17 protein-coding genes are annotated in these 19,981 nt (G+C 67.3%); 11 read left to right on the top strand and 6 right to left on the bottom strand.

The window, feature by feature from the left end:
- Positions 1 to 149: 149 nt before the first annotated feature.
- The 4 genes from tldD (at position 150) to htpG (ending at position 7,088) form a co-directional block, all read left to right on the top strand.
- A complete protein-coding gene (gene tldD, locus ABDJ85_RS16890; protein WP_347705968.1) occupies positions 150 to 1,613 on the top strand; it encodes a metalloprotease TldD in 1,464 nt (487 codons plus the stop codon).
- Between the two features lie 119 nt (positions 1,614 to 1,732).
- Positions 1,733 to 3,589: a DUF8189 domain-containing protein gene (locus tag ABDJ85_RS16895; RefSeq protein WP_347705969.1), complete on the top strand. Its 1,857-nt coding sequence runs from the start codon at positions 1,733 to 1,735 to the stop codon at positions 3,587 to 3,589.
- Between the two features lie 257 nt (positions 3,590 to 3,846).
- Positions 3,847 to 4,968: a 3-deoxy-7-phosphoheptulonate synthase gene (locus ABDJ85_RS16900; RefSeq protein ID WP_347705970.1), complete on the top strand. Its 1,122-nt coding sequence runs from the start codon at positions 3,847 to 3,849 to the stop codon at positions 4,966 to 4,968.
- Positions 4,969 to 5,207: 239 nt separating this feature from the next.
- Entirely contained in the window at positions 5,208 to 7,088 is a 1,881-nt protein-coding gene (htpG, locus tag ABDJ85_RS16905) for a molecular chaperone HtpG (protein ID WP_347705971.1), read from the top strand.
- Positions 7,089 to 7,162: 74 nt separating this feature from the next.
- On the opposite strand, the gene ABDJ85_RS16910 is transcribed toward htpG, so the two are convergent.
- The 4 genes from ABDJ85_RS16910 to ABDJ85_RS16925 form a co-directional block, all read right to left on the bottom strand.
- The gene (locus tag ABDJ85_RS16910; RefSeq protein WP_347705972.1) at positions 7,163 to 8,125 is read right to left on the bottom strand and encodes an SGNH/GDSL hydrolase family protein; all 963 of its coding nucleotides are present in this window, start codon (positions 8,123 to 8,125) and stop codon (positions 7,163 to 7,165) included.
- 127 nt (positions 8,126 to 8,252) lie between these two features.
- The gene (locus ABDJ85_RS16915) at positions 8,253 to 9,308 is read right to left on the bottom strand and encodes a serine/threonine protein kinase (RefSeq protein WP_347705973.1); all 1,056 of its coding nucleotides are present in this window, start codon (positions 9,306 to 9,308) and stop codon (positions 8,253 to 8,255) included.
- Positions 9,308 to 10,225 carry a DUF2726 domain-containing protein gene (locus tag ABDJ85_RS16920; protein ID WP_347705974.1) on the bottom strand — a complete coding sequence of 306 codons (918 nt, stop codon included), beginning with the start codon at positions 10,223 to 10,225 and terminating at the stop codon, positions 9,308 to 9,310. The genes ABDJ85_RS16915 and ABDJ85_RS16920 overlap by 1 nt, the downstream gene beginning before the upstream one ends.
- Before the next feature lie 109 nt (positions 10,226 to 10,334).
- A complete protein-coding gene (locus tag ABDJ85_RS16925) occupies positions 10,335 to 11,009 on the bottom strand; it encodes a GNAT family N-acetyltransferase (RefSeq protein WP_347705975.1) in 675 nt (224 codons plus the stop codon).
- A 265-nt stretch (positions 11,010 to 11,274) separates the two neighbouring features.
- Here ABDJ85_RS16925 and rplM point away from each other — a divergent pair, with 265 nt between their 5' ends.
- The 3 genes from rplM (at position 11,275) to erpA (ending at position 12,588) form a co-directional block, all read left to right on the top strand.
- On the top strand, positions 11,275 to 11,703 hold the full coding sequence (gene rplM, locus ABDJ85_RS16930) for a 50S ribosomal protein L13 (protein WP_233391566.1): 429 nt from the start codon (positions 11,275 to 11,277) through the stop codon (positions 11,701 to 11,703).
- A 9-nt stretch (positions 11,704 to 11,712) separates the two neighbouring features.
- The gene (rpsI, locus tag ABDJ85_RS16935; protein ID WP_347705976.1) at positions 11,713 to 12,105 is read left to right on the top strand and encodes a 30S ribosomal protein S9; all 393 of its coding nucleotides are present in this window, start codon (positions 11,713 to 11,715) and stop codon (positions 12,103 to 12,105) included.
- 117 nt (positions 12,106 to 12,222) lie between these two features.
- Positions 12,223 to 12,588, top strand: coding sequence for an iron-sulfur cluster insertion protein ErpA (erpA, locus tag ABDJ85_RS16940; protein WP_347705977.1), 366 nt, complete (start codon positions 12,223 to 12,225; stop codon positions 12,586 to 12,588).
- A gap of 7 nt (positions 12,589 to 12,595) precedes the next feature.
- On the opposite strand, the gene ABDJ85_RS16945 is transcribed toward erpA, so the two are convergent.
- The gene (locus tag ABDJ85_RS16945) at positions 12,596 to 13,687 is read right to left on the bottom strand and encodes an anhydro-N-acetylmuramic acid kinase (protein ID WP_347705978.1); all 1,092 of its coding nucleotides are present in this window, start codon (positions 13,685 to 13,687) and stop codon (positions 12,596 to 12,598) included.
- A complete protein-coding gene (locus ABDJ85_RS16950; protein ID WP_347705979.1) occupies positions 13,684 to 15,087 on the bottom strand; it encodes a M23 family metallopeptidase in 1,404 nt (467 codons plus the stop codon). The genes ABDJ85_RS16945 and ABDJ85_RS16950 overlap by 4 nt, the downstream gene beginning before the upstream one ends.
- Before the next feature lie 277 nt (positions 15,088 to 15,364).
- Between ABDJ85_RS16950 and tyrS the strand changes: the two genes are divergently transcribed.
- The 4 genes from tyrS to ABDJ85_RS16970 are packed head-to-tail and all read left to right on the top strand — an operon-like array spanning position 15,365 to position 19,904.
- A complete protein-coding gene (gene tyrS / locus ABDJ85_RS16955; RefSeq protein WP_347705980.1) occupies positions 15,365 to 16,600 on the top strand; it encodes a tyrosine--tRNA ligase in 1,236 nt (411 codons plus the stop codon).
- The gene (locus tag ABDJ85_RS16960; protein WP_347705981.1) at positions 16,597 to 18,552 is read left to right on the top strand and encodes a peptidase U32 family protein; all 1,956 of its coding nucleotides are present in this window, start codon (positions 16,597 to 16,599) and stop codon (positions 18,550 to 18,552) included. The genes tyrS and ABDJ85_RS16960 overlap by 4 nt, the downstream gene beginning before the upstream one ends.
- A 29-nt stretch (positions 18,553 to 18,581) precedes the next feature.
- Positions 18,582 to 19,241 carry an MSMEG_1061 family FMN-dependent PPOX-type flavoprotein gene (locus tag ABDJ85_RS16965; protein ID WP_347705982.1) on the top strand — a complete coding sequence of 220 codons (660 nt, stop codon included), beginning with the start codon at positions 18,582 to 18,584 and terminating at the stop codon, positions 19,239 to 19,241.
- A 30-nt stretch (positions 19,242 to 19,271) separates the two neighbouring features.
- Positions 19,272 to 19,904 carry a hypothetical protein gene (locus ABDJ85_RS16970; protein ID WP_347705983.1) on the top strand — a complete coding sequence of 211 codons (633 nt, stop codon included), beginning with the start codon at positions 19,272 to 19,274 and terminating at the stop codon, positions 19,902 to 19,904.
- Positions 19,905 to 19,981 lie beyond the last annotated feature (77 nt).

Raw genomic sequence — 19,981 nt, forward strand, 5'->3', positions numbered from 1 at the left:
CCTTCGGGTTGGGCCTGTAAGGGGGCTGATCCTTCGTTGCAAATGCGCGCTGGGCATTGAGCCCAGCTGTGCTTTGCGCCTCGGCTGAGTCCCCTTGCAGGCCCAACGCGCCCCCGGCCCAAAGCCCGACCGACTCCTAGAATCCCACAATGATTGCCGTCGAACCCACCCTTGCCCGCCTTGCCACCGCGCGTGCCGCGCTGCTGGAGCCTTTCGGCCTGACCGAGTCCGCGCTGGCGCAGGCGCTGCGCCTGATCACCGAGCACCGGGTGGACGACGCCGACCTCTACTTCCAGACCACGCGCTCCGAGGGCTGGAGCCTGGAGGAGGGCATCGTCAAGAGCGGCTCCTTCAGCATCGACCAAGGCGTGGGCGTGCGCGCCGTGGCCGGCGAGAAGACGGCTTTTGCCTACTCGGACGACATCTCGGAGGCTGCGCTGCTGGACGCCGCGCGCACCGTGCGCACCATCGCTGCCGCCGGGCAGAGCCGGCGGGTCAAGGTGCCGGTCGAGCCCCGCGTGGCCGGCAGCCGCGAGCTGTACGGCCTGGCCGACCCCATCCTCAGTCTCGACAGCGTCTCCAAGGTCGCGCTGCTGGAGCGCGTCGAGCGCCTGGCCCGTGCCAAGGACCCGCGCATCGTCCAGGTGATGGCCGGCCTCGCCGCCGAGCACGAGGTGGTGCTCATCGCCCGGGCTGACGGCACGCTGGCGGCCGACGTGCGGCCACTGGTGCGGCTCTCGCTCACCGTCATCGCCGAGAGCAATGGCCGGCGCGAGGTGGGCTCCAGCGGCGGCGGTGGGCGCTTTGGCCTGGCCTACTTCACCGAAGCCATGCTGGCCAGCTATGTGGACGAGGCCGTCAAGGCGGCCCTGACCAATCTGGAGAGCCGCCCGGCCCCAGCCGGCGAGATGGTCGTGGTGCTGGGCCCGGGCTGGCCGGGCGTGCTGCTGCATGAGGCCGTGGGCCATGGTCTGGAGGGCGACTTCAACCGCAAGGGCTCCAGCACCTTCGCCGGCCGTATGGGCCAGCGCGTGGCGGCCAAGGGCGTCACGGTGCTGGACGACGGCACCATCCCCGACCGCCGGGGTTCGCTCAATGTGGACGACGAGGGCGCCGCCAGCCAGCGCAATGTGCTGATCGAGGACGGCATCCTCAAGGGCTATATCCAGGACGCGATGAACGCGCGCCTGATGAAGACCTCGCCCACCGGCAACGGCCGCCGCGAGAGCTATGCCCACATCCCCATGCCGCGCATGACCAATACCTACATGCTGGGCGGCAAGGACGACCCGCAGGAAATCATCGCCTCCATCGACCGCGGCCTCTACGCCACCAACTTCGGCGGCGGCCAGGTGGACATCACCAGCGGCAAGTTCGTGTTCTCGGCCAGCCAGGCCTTCTGGGTCGAAAAGGGCAAGATCCAGTACCCGGTCAAGGGCGCCACCATCATCGGCAACGGCCCCGACGCGCTGACCCGCGTCAGCATGATCGGCAACGACATGGCGCTGGACTCCGGCGTCGGCGTCTGCGGCAAAGAGGGCCAAAGCGTGCCCGTGGGCGTGGGCCAGCCCACGCTGCGCATCGACGGCTTGACGGTGGGCGGCACGGCCTGAGTGCGGTTCGCCTCCCCCTAGGCTGATAAGTCCGGATTCATAGGCCTCTGGCGTTGGTGTGTCAGGCCTGGCGTGCGTCGTTGACGCGCGCAGGCGCTGGCAACCTTCCGGAGGCACCGATGCAATCCCCCCTGAGCATGGCTGTGGCCATGTCTGAAAAGAGCCTGCTTTCAGGCCACAACGCGGACGCTAATGCGCTGGTCCGGCGTGTGGTGGCTGAGATGCGCACCCTCATCGACGCTGCGGCGACGCCCGGCGACACGGCCCCCGCCGAGAGCGACCCGTTCGGCTTGCGCGCCAGCCTCGCTGCCGGCCGCCGCCTGGTCCAGGCGCGCGCGCCGCTGGCGTTGCCGCCCGCCCTGCCGGTGACGCAGCAGCTCTTCAGCCGCCCAGCCGTAGAGGTCGAGCCGCTGCTGGATGCGTCGCTGCAACTCACGCTGACCCACCTGGCCTGCCGGCGCGCCACGGCGGGGGCGGGCGATGACGAAATCCAGCTCTCGGGCGTGCTCGTCGACCCGCTGGGGGTGGTGACCCGCTTGCCGCTGCTGGATCTGGGCGACTTCCATGCGGGCGTGATCAAGAACAACGGCGGCACTGGCTGGGCTCTGGCCAGCAGCGCCAGCAATGCCGCCTGGGGCCTGCCCCAGCGCTGGAGCCTGGTGCTCGTCGTCAACGAGGTGGACAACGGCGGCTTCCCGGAGTTCCTCGCGGATCTGCTGGAGCGGCTCAAGACCGCCATCGTCGATCGGGTGAAAGAGCTCGTGTCGGCCGGTGTGGCCACAACCGTTGGCGGCGCGATCGGGAGCTTGGCGGGCGGCGCCTTTGGTGCGCTGATCGGCTACATCCTTGGCGAGTCCATCGGCCATGTGATCACCCTGCTCAAGGACTGGTGGCAGGACGACCAGCTGCGGCCCTGGTCCATCGCCATCTCGGCCGACAGCCCGTTTGAAGACCGTGTGGGCCTGGAGCCCGTGCAGTTCTCTGGCTTGGGGGGCGGCTACGCCGGGGCGGTGGAGGTCCGGCTGAACTGGCGCGCTGCGCCGGCCGCCATGGCGTTGGCGGGCGCCGGGCTTGCGGTGGGCGATGAGCGGCTTGATGTCTTCACCCGCACGCCCGGCCAGGAGCTGGCGCAACTGCCCATCACCCTGGGCGTGGTGCGCAACTGGCTGCGGCTCGGGCGCTTTGCAGCCTCCTGCCCGGCGGCCCTGGCCACGCCCGACGGCTTTGAGCTGCTGGCGCTGGACCCCAACGGCAGCTTCGAGGGCGTGCAGGCGCAGCAAGGGCGCATGACGGGCTCGCTGTTGGTGGCCCAGGGCGCCAACCAGAGCGCCGCGGCGCCCGCGCTGGTGTCCTGGGGCGGCGCGCGGCGCGATGTGTTTGCGCGCGGCGCTGACCGGCAGCTGTGGCATTGGTGGAGCGACGGGCAGGGCTGGTCCGGGCCGGAGCCGCTGGGCGGTCACCTCGTCTCCGCGCCGGCTGCGGTCTGCTGGGGGCCGGACCGCATCGACGTGTTTGCCGTGGGCTTTGACCTGGCGCTGTGGCACCTGTGGTGGGACGGCAAGGCCTGGTCGGCCTGGGAGTCGCTGGAGGGCGTCTGCACCTCGGCGCCAGCGGCTTGCTCATTCGCTGCCGACGAGCTGGACGTGTTCGTGCGCGGCGGGGACGGCGCGATGTTCCACAAGCGCTGGGACGGGCGCGGCCCGGGGCTGGCCGGCGCGCGCCACCTTAAGCCTGGGGCAGGATGGTCGGACTGGCGGACGCTGGGCGGCGAGTTCTCGGGCGCGCCGGCGGCGGCCGCGCGCAAGGCCGCCGCTTTTGAGATCGAGACGCCCCGCACGCCCGAGCGCTTTGCGCTGCCCTGGCCGAGCCGGCGCATCGACCTGGTGGCCCCGGGGCTTGATGGCGCCTTGTGGCACAACGCCCAGCTCGCGGGCCGGTGGCTGGGGTGGCAGAGCCTGGGGGCGCCCGCCGATTGAGCGGGTTGCTGCGCGCCGGGGCTCGCGCACTGCGAGGCCAGCCATGCGTGGCGGCGAAGGGCATGCCCCGGCACTGCCGTGCTACATTCCAGCCCCATGTCTCGCGCCGTCTATTTTTTTGCGTTCTTTTGGTTCTGCCCCACACCGGCGCAGGAGACTTGAACGCGTAAGCGCAAACCAAACTCCTAGAAACCGCCGGCCTCAAAGCCCGGCGGTTTTTTCTTTTCCAGCCCCACCCTTCACATCCAGGTGCCCCGATGAATGCCAAAGCCGTCTCCAGCCCCGAGTCCCAGCCGCGCTACGCGGTGGAGGACAAGACCAGCAAGACCGATGACGAGCGCATCGCCAGCGTCACGCCGCTTCCGCCGCCGGAGCACCTGATCCGCTTTTTCCCCATCAGCGGCACCAAGACCGAGGCCCTGATCGGCGACACGCGCAAGCGCATCCGCAAGATCCTGCACGGCAAGGACGACCGGCTGCTGGTCATCATCGGCCCCTGCTCCATCCACGACCCGGCCGCTGCGATGGAGTACGCCAAGCGCCTGCTGGTGGAACGCGAGCGCTACGCCGACACGCTGGAGATCGTGATGCGGGTCTACTTCGAGAAGCCCCGCACCACCGTGGGCTGGAAGGGCCTGATCAACGACCCCTACATGGACGAGACCTTCCGCATCGACGAGGGCCTGCGTATCGCGCGCCATTTGCTGCTGGAGATCAACCGCCTCGGCATGCCGGCCGCCAGCGAATTCCTCGACGTGATCTCGCCCCAGTACATCGGCGACCTGATCTCCTGGGGCGCCATCGGCGCGCGCACGACCGAGAGCCAGGTGCACCGCGAGCTGGCGTCGGGCATCTCGGCGCCCATCGGCTTCAAGAACGGCACGGACGGCAACATCAAGATCGCCACCGATGCCATTCAGGCAGCGGCGCGCGGCCACCACTTCCTGTCGGTCCACAAGAACGGCCAGGTCTCGATCATCCAGACCCGCGGCAATGAGGACTGCCACGTCATCCTGCGCGGCGGCAAGGCCCCCAACTACGACGCTGCCAGCGTGGCGGCCGCCTGCGCCGACTTGGAATCCGCCAAGCTGCCCGGCCGCCTGATGGTGGACTGCTCGCACGCCAACAGCAGCAAGCAGCACCTGCGCCAGCTCGAGGTGGCGCGCGACATCGGCGCCCAGCTCAAGGCCGGCAGCGACCGCATCTTCGGCGTCATGGTCGAAAGCCATCTGCACGACGGTGCCCAGAAGTTCACCCCCGGCAAGGACGACCCGACGAAGTTGGCCTACGGCAAGAGCATCACCGACGCCTGCCTGGGCTGGGATGACTCGCTGGCGGCGCTGGAGGTGCTCTCCGAGGCGGTCAAGGCACGGCGCTGACCTGACGCCCCTCGTCTGGTCTCGCCCCGCTGAACGCGGGCGAATCCAGCCGGTCCCCCGTGGGGACGTCGATGATGGCGGCATCGAGCCGCGATCATCGTCAGTGCGGGCCGGCTTGGGGCGGCCCGGCGCTCGGCCCGGGGGCGCCCAAGCCCGGAGATGCCTTTCAGCTCTTGAAATCCCCACCACGCGGCCCCATCTGGGCCGCGTTTCGCTTTCAGACCTTTCTCTGACCCGCCATGACCAAGCACACCCACGCCTTCCAGGCCGAAGTCAAGCAGATCCTGCACCTCGTCACCCACTCGCTCTACTCCAACAAGGAGATCTTCCTGCGCGAGCTGGTGTCCAACGCGTCGGACGCCTGCGACAAGCTGCGCTTCGAGGCGCTCGACAACGCGGCCCTGTACGAGGACGCGCCAAATCTTGAGGTGCGCATCCGCTTCGACGAGGACGCCAAGACCCTGACCATCAGCGACAACGGCATCGGCATGAGCGCCGAGGAAGCGGCGGCGCACCTGGGCACCATCGCCAAGAGCGGCACCCGCGAGTTCATGGCCAAGCTCGAAGGCGACCAGAAGAAGGACGCCCAGCTGATCGGCCAGTTCGGCGTGGGCTTCTACTCGGGCTTCATCGTGGCCGACCGCATCACCGTTGAGACCCGCCGCGCTGGCCTGCCCGCGAGCGAAGGCGTGCGCTGGAGCAGCGAAGGCACCGGCGAGTACGACATCGAGACCATCACCAAGGCCGGTCGTGGCACCGACGTGATCCTGCACCTGCGCGAGGGCGAGGAGGAGTTCCTCAAGACCTGGCGGGTCAAGAGCACGGTCAGCAAGTACTCCGACCACATCTCCCTGCCCATCCTGATGCGCAAGGAGACCTGGGACGCCGACAACGCCAAGCAGGTGGTGACCGACGAGTGGGAGCCCATCAACAAGGCCTCGGCCCTGTGGACGCGCAGCAAGAGCGAGATCACGCCCGAGCAGTACGAGGAGTTCTACAAGCAGATCTCCTACGACACGGAGGCCCCGCTGGCCTACACGCACAACCGCGTGGAGGGCCGCAGTGAGTACACCCAGCTGCTCTACATCCCGAAGAAGGCGCCGTTCGATTTGTGGAACCGCGACAAGCGCGGCGGCGTCAAGCTCTACGTCAAGCGCGTCTTCATCATGGACGACGCCGAGAGCCTGATGCCGGTCTATCTGCGCTTCGTCAAGGGCGTGATCGACTCGGCTGACCTGCCGCTCAATGTCTCGCGCGAACTGCTGCAGGAAAGCCGCGACGTGAAGGCCATCCGCGAGGGCTCGACCAAGCGCGTGCTGGGCATGCTGGAGAGCCTGGCCAACAGCGAGGACGCCGCCGAAAAGCAAACCTACGCCGACTTCTGGAAGGACTTCGGCCAGGTGCTCAAGGAAGGCATCGGCGAGGACCACCAGAACCAGGAGCGCCTGGCCAAGCTGTTCCGCTTTGCGTCGACGCAGGCCGACGAGGGCGTGTCCCTGGCCGACTACCTGGGCCGCATGAAGGAAGGTCAGGAGGCCATCTACTACATCACCGCCGACTCACTGAGTGCCGCCAAGCACAGCCCGCAGCTCGAGATCTTCCGCAAGAAGGGCATCGAGGTGCTGCTGCTGGTGGACCGGGTCGACGAGTGGATGCTCAGCCACCTCTACGAGTTCGAAGGCAAGCCGCTGCAATCGGTCGCCAAGGGCTCGGTGGACCTCGGCAAGCTGCAGGACGAGGAAGAGAAGAAGAAGGTCAAGGAAGCTGCCGAGCAGTTCAAGCCCCTGCTGGAGCGCCTCAAGACCACTCTGGCCGAGCGTGCCAAGGACGTGCGCGTCACCACGCGCCTGGTCGATTCACCCGCCTGCATCGTGGTGGAAGAGGGCGACGTCAGCGGCCATCTGGCCCGGTTGCTCAAGCAGGCCGGCCAGTCAGCGCCGGTCTCCAAGCCCACGCTCGAAATCAACCCCGAGCACGCCCTCGTCAAGCGCCTGGACGGCAGCGACCACTTTGACGACCTGGCCCAGGTGCTGTTCGATCAGGCGGTGCTGGCCGAAGGCGGCCACCTGGAGGACCCGGCTGCCTATGTGCGCCGTGTCAATGCGCTGCTGACGGCCTGAGCAGCCGCATCAATGCAAAGGGCCGGCATTGCCGGCCCTTTTTGCTTGGGGTGTTTGAGCCCCGAGGCGGCGCGTCAGGCGGACCGCTGACGAGCGCGGCGCACGGCGATGCCGACCAGGCCCAGGGCCATCAGTGCATAGGTCGAGGGCTCAGGCACGGCGGCAGCGAGTTGCAAGCCCAGCGATTGGTGCACGAGTGCTGAGGGGTGGATGTCGTCCCAGTAGAAATGCTGGTTCGGATTGGCGCACAGCGTTCCCGGCGTGGCGGGGCCACCGGTGTAACAGGGCGTCGTGATGTCCATGCCGAGGCCTGACGCTGCAGCCAGCAGCACATGCTGACGGGTGAAGGTGTCGAACAGCGTGAGATGGGCGTCGGGGTGCTGCGCTCCCCAGGCTGTGTAGACCGAGGAGAGTGCGCTGTTGAACACGAGGCTCAGGAAGCTCAGCCCGGTCGAAGCGCCGGGTAGCGAGGCGTCCAGGGCAAGTGCACGAGGGGTCGCCCCCAGGTCAGGCATGAGTGGCAACAGGAAGCTGCGTGCGCCAGCGTTGTAGAGCTGATCCACCGAGCTCACCAAGTTGAGTGCGCCACCGAGGATGATGCTGCCGAAGTTGGGCGACGGCGTGTCGAGCGCGACCAGGAAGTCGTTGGGCCCGCCCCAAACGAAGTACAGGCTGTTGGCGTCAGCGTGGCCCCCGGTTGCGGACAGATAGCCAGCCACCTGTGAGCGAATGCCCGTGGGCTCTAGCGCCGTGCCGGGGAATTGCGGGTTGCTGAACCCGGTGCCAGCACCGCCAAAAGCGACGTCAATCAGCGGGGCCCCGAGTTGCTGTGCGAGCACCTCGACGGCAACTTTGCCATTGCTGAAGCGCCCATTCCAGTAGGCACCGGTGAGGGGGATGAGGCCGCCGGTGGCGGACAACAGATTGCCGTTGTCGGACAGCGAGTCACCAAAGGCGACCACGGAGTTGTAGGCCGAGGCCGTCAGGCTGGCAGTGGCCAGGGCGGCCGCAGCCAGTACGGAACGCAAGGTGCTCATTGCAACGCTCCCAAACAATCGTTACCAAAGGACTTGAAGTGTCCGTGTGCACCCAAGTTCGGCTGAGGGGGGTACCGACCAAGAACTAGGGGGGTGAGGCGCTTTGCCCTTTGAATGGGGGGTGGGTTCAGGCGAAGCCGTCGCCGTCGAAGTCCACTTCGTCGTCCAGTCGGGGGGCTTGCGGCTGAGCGTCCTTGGGCTGCATCGCGGTGAGCTGTTCACGCAGCAGGCTGACCTGGTCCATCCAGTAGTTGGCCGTGCCGAACCAGGGGAAGGCCAGCGGGAACGCCGGGTCGCCCCAGCGGCGGGCCAGCCAGGCGCTGTAGTGGATCATCCGCAGGGTGCGCAGCGGCTCGATCAGACGCAGTTCGCGGTCGTCGAAGTCGGCGATCTGTTCGTACCCTTCAAGCAGGGCGCGCAGTTGGTGGTTGGCCTGGTCGGCGTCGCCGGACAGCAGCATCCACAGGTCCTGCACGACGGGGCCGTTCACCGCGTCGTCGAGGTCCACGAAGTGCGGGCCTGCGTCGGGCGTCCAGAGGATGTTGCCGGGGTGGCAGTCGCCATGCAGGCGGCACAGCTGCAGGTCGGGCAGCGACGCAAAGGCCGCTTCGATCATGGCGATGCACTGGGCCGTGACGTCGGCCCAGGCCGGCGCGATCTCGGGCGGTAGCGCATCGTTCGCCAACAGCCAGTCGCGTGCGGCACAGGCCGGGCCGGCACTGTGCCAATCGACGCGGTGGCGGAAGGCTTGGCGGCGCCCGACTTCATGCAGGCGCGCCAGCAGTCGGCCAATCCAGCGCAGGACCTCTGGGTCCTCCAGCTCGGGCCCTCGGCCCCCTTGGCGCGGCGCCACGGCCAGGCGCTGGCCGGCCACGTGCACCAGCGTCGCCGCCTGCCCCGACTCGTCGCGCAGCGACCAGGGAGCGACGACCGGGACCTCGGCCGCCGCCAGTTCGGCTGCAAAGGCATGCTCTTCCAGGATCTGGGCGTCTGTCCAGCGGCCGGGCCGATAAAACTTGGCGACCACTGCCTGGCCATCTTCCAGGTGAACCTGGAGCACGCGGTTCTCGAAGGAGTTGAGCTGCAGCATGCGGCCGTCCGGGCGCAAGCCGGCCGCTTCAAGCGCATCGAGCATGAACTCGGGGGTCAGCTCTCCGAAGCTGAGGTCGGGCGTGGCCCGCATCAACGGCGCCAGCGCGAGCTTGCCTGGTGGGCCGGGCGTGATTCGGGCTCGTCAACCACGATGCCCGCGATGTCTTCCGACAGTTCCTCGTCCGCCGGCACCTGGGTGCCAAAACGTGGGCGCATGGCCGGTCGGCGCGGCGACGTGCGGGGGTGGCTGCCTGGGCGTGGGAGCTCGGCCGGCCAGGGTGAGCGCAGCGTGGGCACGTCGTCCCACGAGCGCCCTGGCGCGGGTTCGTCCTGGCGTGAGCGCGGGCTGCGGCGTTCAGGCCCGACATAGGGGAAGGGGCTGCCGTAGGGCGTGCTCACGGCCGGCATCGGGGACATGACGGGCGCCGGGGCTACATCCGGCATCTCCACCGCTGGCGGCGGCATGGCCACGGCGGGCGCAGACACCATCGTCGGGGCAGCCATCGGCGCCGCACCACCGGCGCCGTGCGGCACCAGCGCTTGCAGCTCGCTCACCGAGGGCAGTTGGTCTGCTGCCAGCCGCAGGTAGCGGACGCGACATGCATCCAGCGCGGCGTGCTTGAGCTGCTGTCGCTGCAGCGAGGGGCCGCGATCGGTGTCGAGATCGATGGCCACCAGCACGCGGCCATTGGCGCTGCAGATTGCGAAACTGACGAACAGGCCTTCGACGACATCTGCCCAGACCGGGGCCTGCTTGGTCTCGCTGGGTTGGCAAAAGCGCTCCAGCGGCAGACGCGAGAGCAGCACATGGTGGGGCAGGGCCTCCCGCAGCAGTCGCAGCAGCCGGCGCTCCTCGCTGCTGAACACCGGGCGCGTGACGAGCGTCAGCTCCTCGGGCAGGGCTGCCGACATGCGACGCCCACGCCAGAGCGACCAGCCCAGTGCGATTGATAGCGCAATCACTGCAAGGCTGAGAACGACGATCCAGCTGAACGCGTACTCGGGCATGTGTGTCATCGTGTAACGGATATCACTTTAGCCGAGTGGGCGAACTTTGCCCTCTGGAGGTTCACCTGATCCGGGGTCTAGGAGGACCTCCAGGCAGGGGGCAGGGTTGCTACTGGCCCAGGCGCCAGGTATCTGCCCACGCTTCCAGCAGCCGTGCCTGCTGCTTCATCTGCAAATCCCATTCGGCCAGGTTTTGCTCGACGAGCTGGGCAATATGGCTGGAGACGTTGTCGGCTGGCAGCCGGACGCGAGCCTCGGCATCGGCGCCGAAGTATTCGATCTCGGCCCCGGCGGCGCGTGCAATTCGCAGCATCGGCTGGTTGATGGCCAGCGCCTGGATGATCAGGGTGTCGATGCCGCGATTGCGTGCGTGCAGGCTGGCCGCATCGAACAACCGGCGGCCCAGGCGGTGGCCTCTGGCGTGAGCAAGCACTGACACGCCGAAGTCTGCAACCGTCGGGCCGCAGGGTGCCAAGTGGGCCAGGCCGGTCAGTTCCAGTCGGTGGTTGAAGATGCCCAGCACCTCGTCCGCCTCGAAGTCGATGCGGCGCACATAGTCGGCAATCTCGCTGTCTGAAGCCTCGAATCCAAAGCGCAGGTAGCGGTCGCGGCTGTCCAGCGCCAGCAAATGGCGGCTGACCCTGGCCTTGTGGCGCCGGCTCAGTGCCCGGATGGGCACCCAGGTGGACAGGCGCGCCATGGACGCCCGGGCATCGGCCAGGCTGCCGTCCGGGTCGAAAGCCGGGTCGAAGGGCGTGGGCTGGCCGGGGTCAGGCTTGGGCATGGGCTGGATCGTCTCGCATTTGTTCGACCGAGAGACCGAATGGGGCGGGCCCAGAGCGGCAAATCCCCCCACGACTCGCAATATTGCGCGGCACCAGCATGCGTGCGCCGGCGCCGAACGGCCTGGCTTGGCGCTTGGGGGCGGTTCCGCTACACTAGTGGGCTTTTCCCGTCTTTGGCTGCGGGAAGGAACGATCGTGAGAGGCGGCGCCACTAAGCCTGCACCGAACGACGGATTCAACCAGCCAGTTTTAAGAGATCAACTCATGAAGACCTTCAGCGCCAAGCCGGCCGAGGTGACGCACGAGTGGTTTGTGATTGACGCCACCGACAAGGTGCTCGGACGTGTTGCCAGCGAAGTGGCACTCCGTTTGCGCGGCAAGCACAAGGCCATCTACACGCCTCACGTCGATACCGGTGACTTCATCGTCGTCGTCAATGCCGACAAGCTCCGTGTGACCGGCAACAAGGCCACCGACAAGGTGTACTACCGTCACAGCGGCTTCCCCGGCGGCATCTACGCCACGAAGTTCAAGGACATGCAAGCCAAGCATCCGGGCCGCGCCCTGGAGAAGGCCGTCAAGGGCATGCTGCCCAAGGGCCCGCTCGGCTACGCAATGGTCAAGAAGCTGAAGGTCTATGCAGGTCCCTCGCACCCGCACACCGCTCAGCAGCCCAAGGCTCTCGAGATCTAAGGAACGGCCATGATCGGAAATTGGAACTACGGCACTGGCCGCCGCAAGTCGTCGGTCGCTCGCGTCTTCATCAAGAAGGGCACGGGTCAGATCACCATCAACGGCCGCACGATCGAGCAGTACTTCGGTCGTCAAACGTCCATCATGGTGGCGCGTCAGCCCTTGCTGCTGACCAACAACGGCGAAGCCTTTGACATCAAGGTGAACGTGCACGGTGGCGGCGAGTCCGGCCAAGCCGGCGCCGTGCGCCTGGGTATCACCCGCGCGCTGATCGACTACGACGCAGCCCTCAAGCCCGAACTGAGCCGCGCCGGCTTCGTCACGCGTGATGCGCGTGAAGTCGAGCGTAAGAAGGTCGGCTTGCACGGCGCCCGTCGTCGGAAGCAGTTCAGCAAGCGCTGATCGGCGCTTTGCCCTGCTGGAAAGGCCGCTCATCGAGCGGCCTTTTTCATGGCCCTGTTCGCGGCGTGGAATCCTTTAAAGGGACAATCGCGTCCAGTCATTCACTACGAGATCGCCATGAGTGCCGTTCTGGACACCCCCAACACCGACATCCCTGCGCCCCTGGTCTTCACCGACAGCGCCGCCGACAAGGTGCGCGATCTGGTCGCTGAGGAAGGCAACCCGGACCTGAAGCTGCGCGTCTTCGTGCAGGGCGGCGGGTGCTCGGGCTTCCAGTACGGCTTCACCTTTGACGAGGCCGTCAACGACGACGACACGCAGATGATGAAGAACGGCGTGACGCTGCTGATCGACGCGATGAGCCTGCAGTACCTGGTCGGCGCCGAGATCGACTACAAGGAAGACCTGCAGGGCGCGCAGTTCGTGATCAAGAACCCGAACGCCAGCACCACCTGCGGCTGCGGCTCGTCGTTCTCCGTCTGAATTCGTTTCAGGCCGGGTAGAGCGCGCCGAGCAGGCGCAGCCCAGCCGCCCCGGTGACCTCGGGCAGATTGCCCGGTTGCCGGGTGACAAAGCGATGGCCGAGCCAGGCAAAAGCGGCGGCTTCCACCTGGTCAATCGGCAGCCCGAGGGCGCTGCTAGGTTGCACCTGGACGCCGGGCAGCAGCGCCGTGAATCGGGCCATCAGCGCTGCATTGCGCGCGCCACCGCCGGAGACAACCAGCCGGCTCAGTGCGGGCTGATGCTGCTGCAGCGCATCGGTCACACAGCGCGCCGCCAGTTCGCACAGCGTTGCCTGCACGTCTTGCGGGTCGAGGCCGGGTGACAGGTGGGCGTCGAGCCAGTCCAGATGGAACACGTCGCGGCCGGTGCTGCGGGGCGGCGGCAGCCGGAAGAAGCGGTCGGCCAGAAGCCGGTCCAGCAGCTCCGGCAGGACCTGGCCTTGTGCACCCCAGGCACCGTCACGGTCAAAGCGCTCGCCTCGGTGCCGCAGGATCCAGCCGTCCAGCAGGCAATTGCCCGGCCCCGTGTCGAAACCCAGGGTGCGCCCGTCGGCATGCAACAGGCTCAGGTTGCTGATGCCGCCAAGGTTGAGCACGGCAACGTCTTCACCATGTCGGCCAAACACCGCGCGGTGGAAGGCCGGCACCAAGGGCGCACCTTGCCCGCCAGCCGCGACATCGCGGCTGCGCAGGTCGCAGACCACGTCGAGCCCGCATAGCTCGGCCAGCAGCGCGCCATTGAGCAATTGCAGCGTGTAGCCCATGACCGGGCGGTGCCGCACCGTCTGGCCGTGTGCGCAAACGAGGGCAACGTCGGGGTGGGCCATGCGCAGTTGCCGGACGACATCCGCATAGCTGCGTGAGATCTCGCTCGCGGCCAGCGCGGCGCGGTGCAACTCGTTGGGGCCCGGCGTGTTGAGGGTCAGCAGGTCGTCACGCAGCTCGGGCAGGAAGGGCGCGTAGGCATGGGCCAGCACGGCCAAGCGCTCGGCGTCGAAGACGACACCATCCACGCCGTCGAGCGAGGTGCCGGACATCAGTCCGATGTAAAGCCTGGGTGTTGGCGCGCTGGCGCTCACTCGGCGGAGCTGACGCCGTCCATGGACTCAGCCACGGACAGCTGCGTCTTGACGCTGGCCACCGTGGAGAGGAAGGTGCCCTTGGCGTGCGCCGGCAGCACCACGGCTTCGGACGCCTTGGCGATGGCGCGCGGGTCCATGTGCCGGCCATTGACGCGGAACTCGAAGTGCAGGTGCGGGCCGGTGGCCCAGCCGGTCATGCCGACCTTGCCGATCAACTGGCCTTGCTCGACGCGCTGACCCTTCTTGACGTCGATCTTGGAGAGGTGGGCGTAGACCGTGCTGCGGCCTCCGGCGTGGCGGATCTGGACGACGTTGCCGAAGCCGGCGTTCCAGCCCGCCTGCTCGACCACGCCGTCGCCCACCGTGCGCACGGCGGTGCCGGAGGGGGCGCCGTAGTCCACGCCGTTGTGCTGGCGCCAGCTGTTCAGGATCGGGTGCATGCGCATCGCAAAGCCGGAGGTGATGCGCGAGAACTCCATCGGGCTGGCCAGGAAGGCGCGGCGCTTGCTGGTGCCGTCAAGGCTGTAGAAGCTGCCCTTGCCGGTGACCGCGTCGCGGAACCAGACGGCCGAGTAGGTGCGGCCGTTGTTGACGAATTCACCGGCAATCAGGCGGCCGGCGCCGCTGCTGCTGGGGCCGCCGTCCGTCGTGTTCCAGGTGATGGGCTCGCCGTCGGCGGTCATGGACTCGAAGACGACCGAGAAGCGGTCGCCCTTGCGCAGCTCGCGGTGGAAGTCGATGTCGCCGGAGAACATGTCGGCCATCTGGGAGGCGATGGCGTCGGGAATGTTGGCGTCGTCGGTCGCGGCGAACAGCGAGGTGCGGATGCTGCCGCTGCCAAAGCGCACCTGGGCCTGGAGCGGTGCGGTGGTCAGCGATGAGCGGAAGCTGTTGCCCACGCGCTCCACCGTCAGGCGCGTGAAGTGCGTGCCCAGTTGCTCACTGCGCTCGGCCGGGAAGCGGGCCACCAGGCGATCGACGCGGCCGGAGGCGTCGGCCGTCAGGTGGACCATCTTGCCGGCGCGGCCTTGCAGGATGCGGCGGGCCAGCGGGTCCTTGCGCAGGAAGGCGGCGGCATCGGGATCGAACGCGCCCGCGCGGCGCAGCAGGCTGTCCGGCGTGTCACTGCTGCGGGTCGCTTCAGCGCGGGTCAGCGCGAGGTCGTGGGCAGCCAGTTCGTTCAGTTGGTCTTCGACGTCCAGGCTGGGCAGCTGTTCGACGATCTGCTGCTTGGGCAGGCTGCTGGCGTCCGGCGCCAGCGGCGCAATGCCAAAGGCCGTGACCGCAAAGCCCGACAACGCCGTGACGACAGCGCCCGTCAGCGCGCGCGGGTAACGCGCCGCGAAGGCTTCGGCTTGGCTCAGCGCCGTTTGCAGTCGTTGCAGTACAGGGCTCAAGAGACGGGTCGGGTCAAAGGCAAGGAATCGGGACTGCAGGGTGGCCCGGAAGGCCAGCGGCGCCGGAGCGCGCTCCTCTAGAATCGCGGCCCGCGGGTGTAGCGAAATTGCTACAGCGCTGGCCCAGAGGGAAAGGGAATTCTACCGGGCGACCGGTCGCTGACATGGCTGGAAACCCGAGCCCTTTTCGACTTTGGCCGCCGCCTGCCCCCGAGAAATCCCTTCACCGCCGCCCGCCCGCCGCCCGCCTGCCGGCCCGGCGCACTGCTTGAACACCATGAGCCAAGACGCCGCCCGCCCGCAATACCCCGTCACCGATGCCGTCCTGGAGGCTCTGGCCGTCACGCGCCGGGGCGTGGAAGAACTGCTGCCCGAGGCCGAGTGGACCAAGAAGCTGGCGCGTTCCGCCGCCACCGGTGTGCCTCTGCGCATCAAGCTGGGCCTGGACCCGACGGCGCCCGACATCCACCTGGGCCACACCGTGGTGCTCAACAAGATGCGCCAGTTGCAGGACCTGGGGCACCAGGTGATCTTCCTGATCGGCGACTTCACCAGCCTGATTGGCGACCCCTCGGGCCGCAACTCCACCCGCCCGCCGCTGACCAAGGAACAGATCAAAGCCAACGCCGAGACCTACTACGCCCAGGCCAAGCTGGTGCTCGACCCCGCGCGCACCGAGATTCGCTACAACTCCGAGTGGTGCGAGCCCCTGGGCTCGGCCGGCATGATCCAACTGGCCGCCAAGTACACCGTGGCCCGCATGCTGGAGCGCGACGACTTCACCAAGCGCTTCCAAAGCCAGACGCCGATCTCCGTCCACGAGTTCCTCTACCCGCTGATGCAGGGCTATGACTCGGTCGCTCTCAAGAGCGACCTGGAGCTGGGCGGCACCGACCAGAAGTTCAACCTGCTGATGGGGCGCCACCTGCAGCAGGAGTACGGCCAGGAGCCCCAGTGCATCCTGACCATGCCGCTGCTGGAGGGTCTGGACGGCGTCGAGAAGATGTCCAAGTCCAAGAACAACTACGTGGGCATCACGGAAGCACCCAACAGCATGTTCGCCAAGATCCTCTCGATCAGCGACGTGCAGATGTGGAAGTGGTACGACCTGCTGTCCTTCAAGTCCATCGCCGAGATCGCGGCGCTCAAGGCCGAGGTGGCTGGGGGCCGCAACCCCAAGGACACCAAGGTCATGCTGGCCAAGGAGATCACCGCGCGCTTCCACAGCGCAGCGGCCGCCGAGGCTGCCGAGGCCGACTTCAACAACCGCGCCCGCGGCGGCATCCCCGACGAGATCCCCGAGGTCTCGCTCAGCGGCGCCCCCATGGGCGTGGCCCAGGTGCTCAAGGCCGCAGGCCTCGTTGCTTCGACGAGCGAAGGCCTGCGCATGATCGAGCAGGGCGGCGTGCGCATCGGGGGTGAGGTCGTGTCCGACAAGGCCTTGAAGCTCGACGCCGGCCAGCACGTGCTCCAAGTTGGCAAGCGCAAGTTCGCCCGCGTGACCCTGGCATGAAGACCCGCATCGAGCTCCTGGCCCCGGCCCGCGATGCCGACATCGGCATCGAAGCCGTCAACCACGGGGCCGATGCGGTCTACATCGGCGCCGACCGTTTTGGCGCCCGCGACAAGGCCGGCAATTCGGTGGCCGACATCGCCCGCCTCGCCGCGCATGCGCACCGCTACGGCAGCCGCATCTTTGTCACGCTCAACACCATCCTGCGCGACGACGAGCTGGAGGGCGCCCGTGCCCTGACGTGGGAGCTGTACGAGGCCGGCGCCGATGCGCTCATCGTGCAGGACATGGGCCTGCTGGAGCTGGACCTGCCGCCCATCCAGCTGCACGCCAGCACGCAGACCGACATCCGCACCCCCGAGAAAGCGCGCTTCCTGCAGGACGTCGGCTTCAGTCAGATGGTGCTGGCCCGCGAGCTGGACCTGAAGCAGATCCGCGCCATCAAGGCCGTGGTGCCCGATGCGCACCTGGAGTTCTTCGTCCACGGCGCGCTGTGCGTGGCCTACAGCGGCCAGTGCTTCATCAGCCACGCGATGACGGGCCGCAGCGCCAACCGGGGCTCTTGCAGCCAGGAGTGCCGCCAGCCCTTCACGGTGCTCGACGCTGCCGGTCGCATCGTGGCGCACGACAAGCACGTGCTCTCGCTCAAGGACAACGACCAGAGCGCCAACCTCGAAGCTCTGATCGATGCCGGCATCCGCAGCCTCAAGATCGAAGGCCGCTACAAGGACATGGCGACGGTCAAGAACGTCACCGCCCATTACCGCAGCCTGCTCGACGCCCTGTTCGAGCGTCGCCCCGAGCTGGCCGCCAGCAGCGACGGTCACTGCCGTTTCACGTTCACGCCCGAGCCCGAGCAAGGCTTCAACCGCGGCGGCACCGACTACTTTGTGAACGGCCGCAAAGAGGACATTGGCGCCTTCGATTCGCCCAAGCATGCGGGCATGGCGCTCGGCACCGTCTGCCGCATCGGCCCCGAGGACTTCGACCTCGACACCGGTGACGCCACCCGTGTGGTCAACAACGGCGACGCGCTCACCTGGTGGGACCGTCAGGGCGAGTTGCAGGGCGTGCCGGTCAATGTGGCTACCCCCCTTGGCGGCACACGGTGGCACATCGAGCCCAACCTGTCCAAGGGCCAGTCCTTCAGCGCCCTCAAGGACCTCTTCCCCGGCACCGCCATCAACCGCAACCGCGACATGGCCTGGGAGCGCCTGCTGGCCAAGCCGTCGAGCGAGCGCCGCATCCTCGTGGACCTCACCCTGGCCCAGACCCGCGAGGGCTTTGAACTCACGCTCAAGGACGAAACCGGCGTCAGCGCCCGCGTGCCCCTGCCGCTCGCCCACGAGCCGGCGCGCGATGCCAAGCAGGCGGACGCCCAGGTCAAGGACGCGCTGGCCAAGCTCGGCGACACGATTTTTGAAGCCCGCCGCGTGCGCACGGCCTGGCGCGAGCCCTTCTTCATCCCCGCCAGCAAGCTCAACGCGCTGCGCCGCGAGGGCATTGCGGCGCTCGAAGCCGCGCGCGCCTCAGCGCTACAGCGCCTGCCCCGCGCCACGCCGGTCAAGCCGCCCGTGCCCTACCCCGAAGACACGCTCAGCTACCTGGCCAATATCTACAACGCCAAGGCGGCCGCCTTCTATGCGCGCCACGGCGTCAAGGTCATTGGCGCCGCCTACGAGAGCCACGAGGAACTCGGCGACGTGCCGCTGATGATCACCAAGCACTGCGTGCGCTTCAGTTTGAGCCTCTGCCCCAAGCAGGCCAAGGGCGTCACAGGCGTGCAAGGCACCGTGCGCGCCGAGCCCATGACCCTGCAGCACGGCGAAGACCGCTTCGAGCTGCGCTTCGACTGCAAGCCCTGCGAGATGCACGTCGTCGGCCGCATGCAAAAGCATGTGCTGAAGGCGCTCAAGGCAGAGCCGATCACGTTCTACCGCGCGCGCTCGTAGCCGTCACACGCAGCGTCCAGAATCTGCCCATGGACGCCTGGCACGACACCACCCACGATCTGTGCAGCCCTGACGCGCTGCGCGCCCTCTACCCCGCGCCTCAGCGCCCGGCCGCAGCGGCCACGCTGGACAAGGAGTGCGACCACATCCACCCGGTCTACCGGCCCTTCATCGAGGCCTCGCCCTGGTGTGTGCTGGCCACGCGCAACAGCGAGACCGGCGCCTTGGACCTCTCGCCGCGCGGCGGCGCGGGCGCGGCCAAGCTCATCGAGGTGGTGGACGACGGCCGCACCCTGCTGCTGCCTGACCGGCGCGGCAACAACCGCATCGACACCCTGCGCAACCTCGCGGCCGACCCTGAGCTGGGGCTGCTCTTCCTGATCCCCGGCGTGGGCGAGGCCATCCGCGTGCAGGGCCGTGCGCGCATCAGCGCCCACCCCGCCTTGTGCGCCCGCTTCGCCATGGATGGCGACCGCCTGCCGCGCAGCGTGTTGGTGATCCAGGTCAGCAAGTGCTTCTTCCAGTGCGCGCGTGCATCCAAACGTAGCGGGCTCTGGCGTGCTGATGCACAAGTGGCGCGCGCCAGCCTGCCGTCTACCGGCAGCGTGCTCCAGGCATTGAGTGCAGGGTTTGATGGCGCTGGCTATGACGAAAGGTTGGAGGTGCGCCAACAGCAGACGCTTTACTAGCGGCTGGTCAGGTGTCAGACGGGAGCTGTCGTGGATTCAAAGAGCATTTTTCGAAATGGTGTGCTGGGTCTCGAAATCACGGTCTTTGTGTTGACTGCTTTCGTGAGTTCAGCTGGTGCTGAGCAGGTCCTCGAAAGGAGGCCAGCTGATGTTGAGTCGATCACCAAAGATTCTGTGGGTGTTGCTTGGGACTTCGTCGATATGCCACTTGGCAAAGTGTTGCTCGTCCGCGCTGGCACGCAGCGTTGCGCAGTTCGATTCCTTTCCTCGGGCGTCGTGAAGCCAGCTGACTCGGCGCTGGCCTTCTACCGTGGCCGCGAAAAGGTCGAAGCCACGATGGAGGTGTTCGATGCGAAGGAAGGGCGTGTCCGTCAACAGCGCCTGGACAAATGGACCGATTTCCAGTGGGGCAAGGTCGTTCCCTACGGACCTTCTCACGACTCGCTGAGGTGCGGTCGGTTGAAGCTCTTTTGGTTTCTTCCCACTGCGCTGAGTTTTGGCGACCAGAAGGGGGTCGAGTTCGCTCCAACCAACGTCGATAGCGTCGCTGCAATCAATTTCGACGATCCGCGTTGGCGCTGGTTTGGCATTGACATGCAGCGTGGGTACTTGGTACTTCCGGTTGACTCACTGGAGTTGGACAAGTCAAGTCAGGGCCACTGATTGATGGCCCTCCCGCAGGCTGGGTTACATCTCGAATGAGTATTGACCCAATGCAATGTCATCGGCGGCGGTTTGCA

It is taken from the genome of Roseateles paludis (assembly GCF_039872745.1).
Taxonomy (GTDB): domain Bacteria; phylum Pseudomonadota; class Gammaproteobacteria; order Burkholderiales; family Burkholderiaceae_C; genus Pelomonas; species Pelomonas paludis.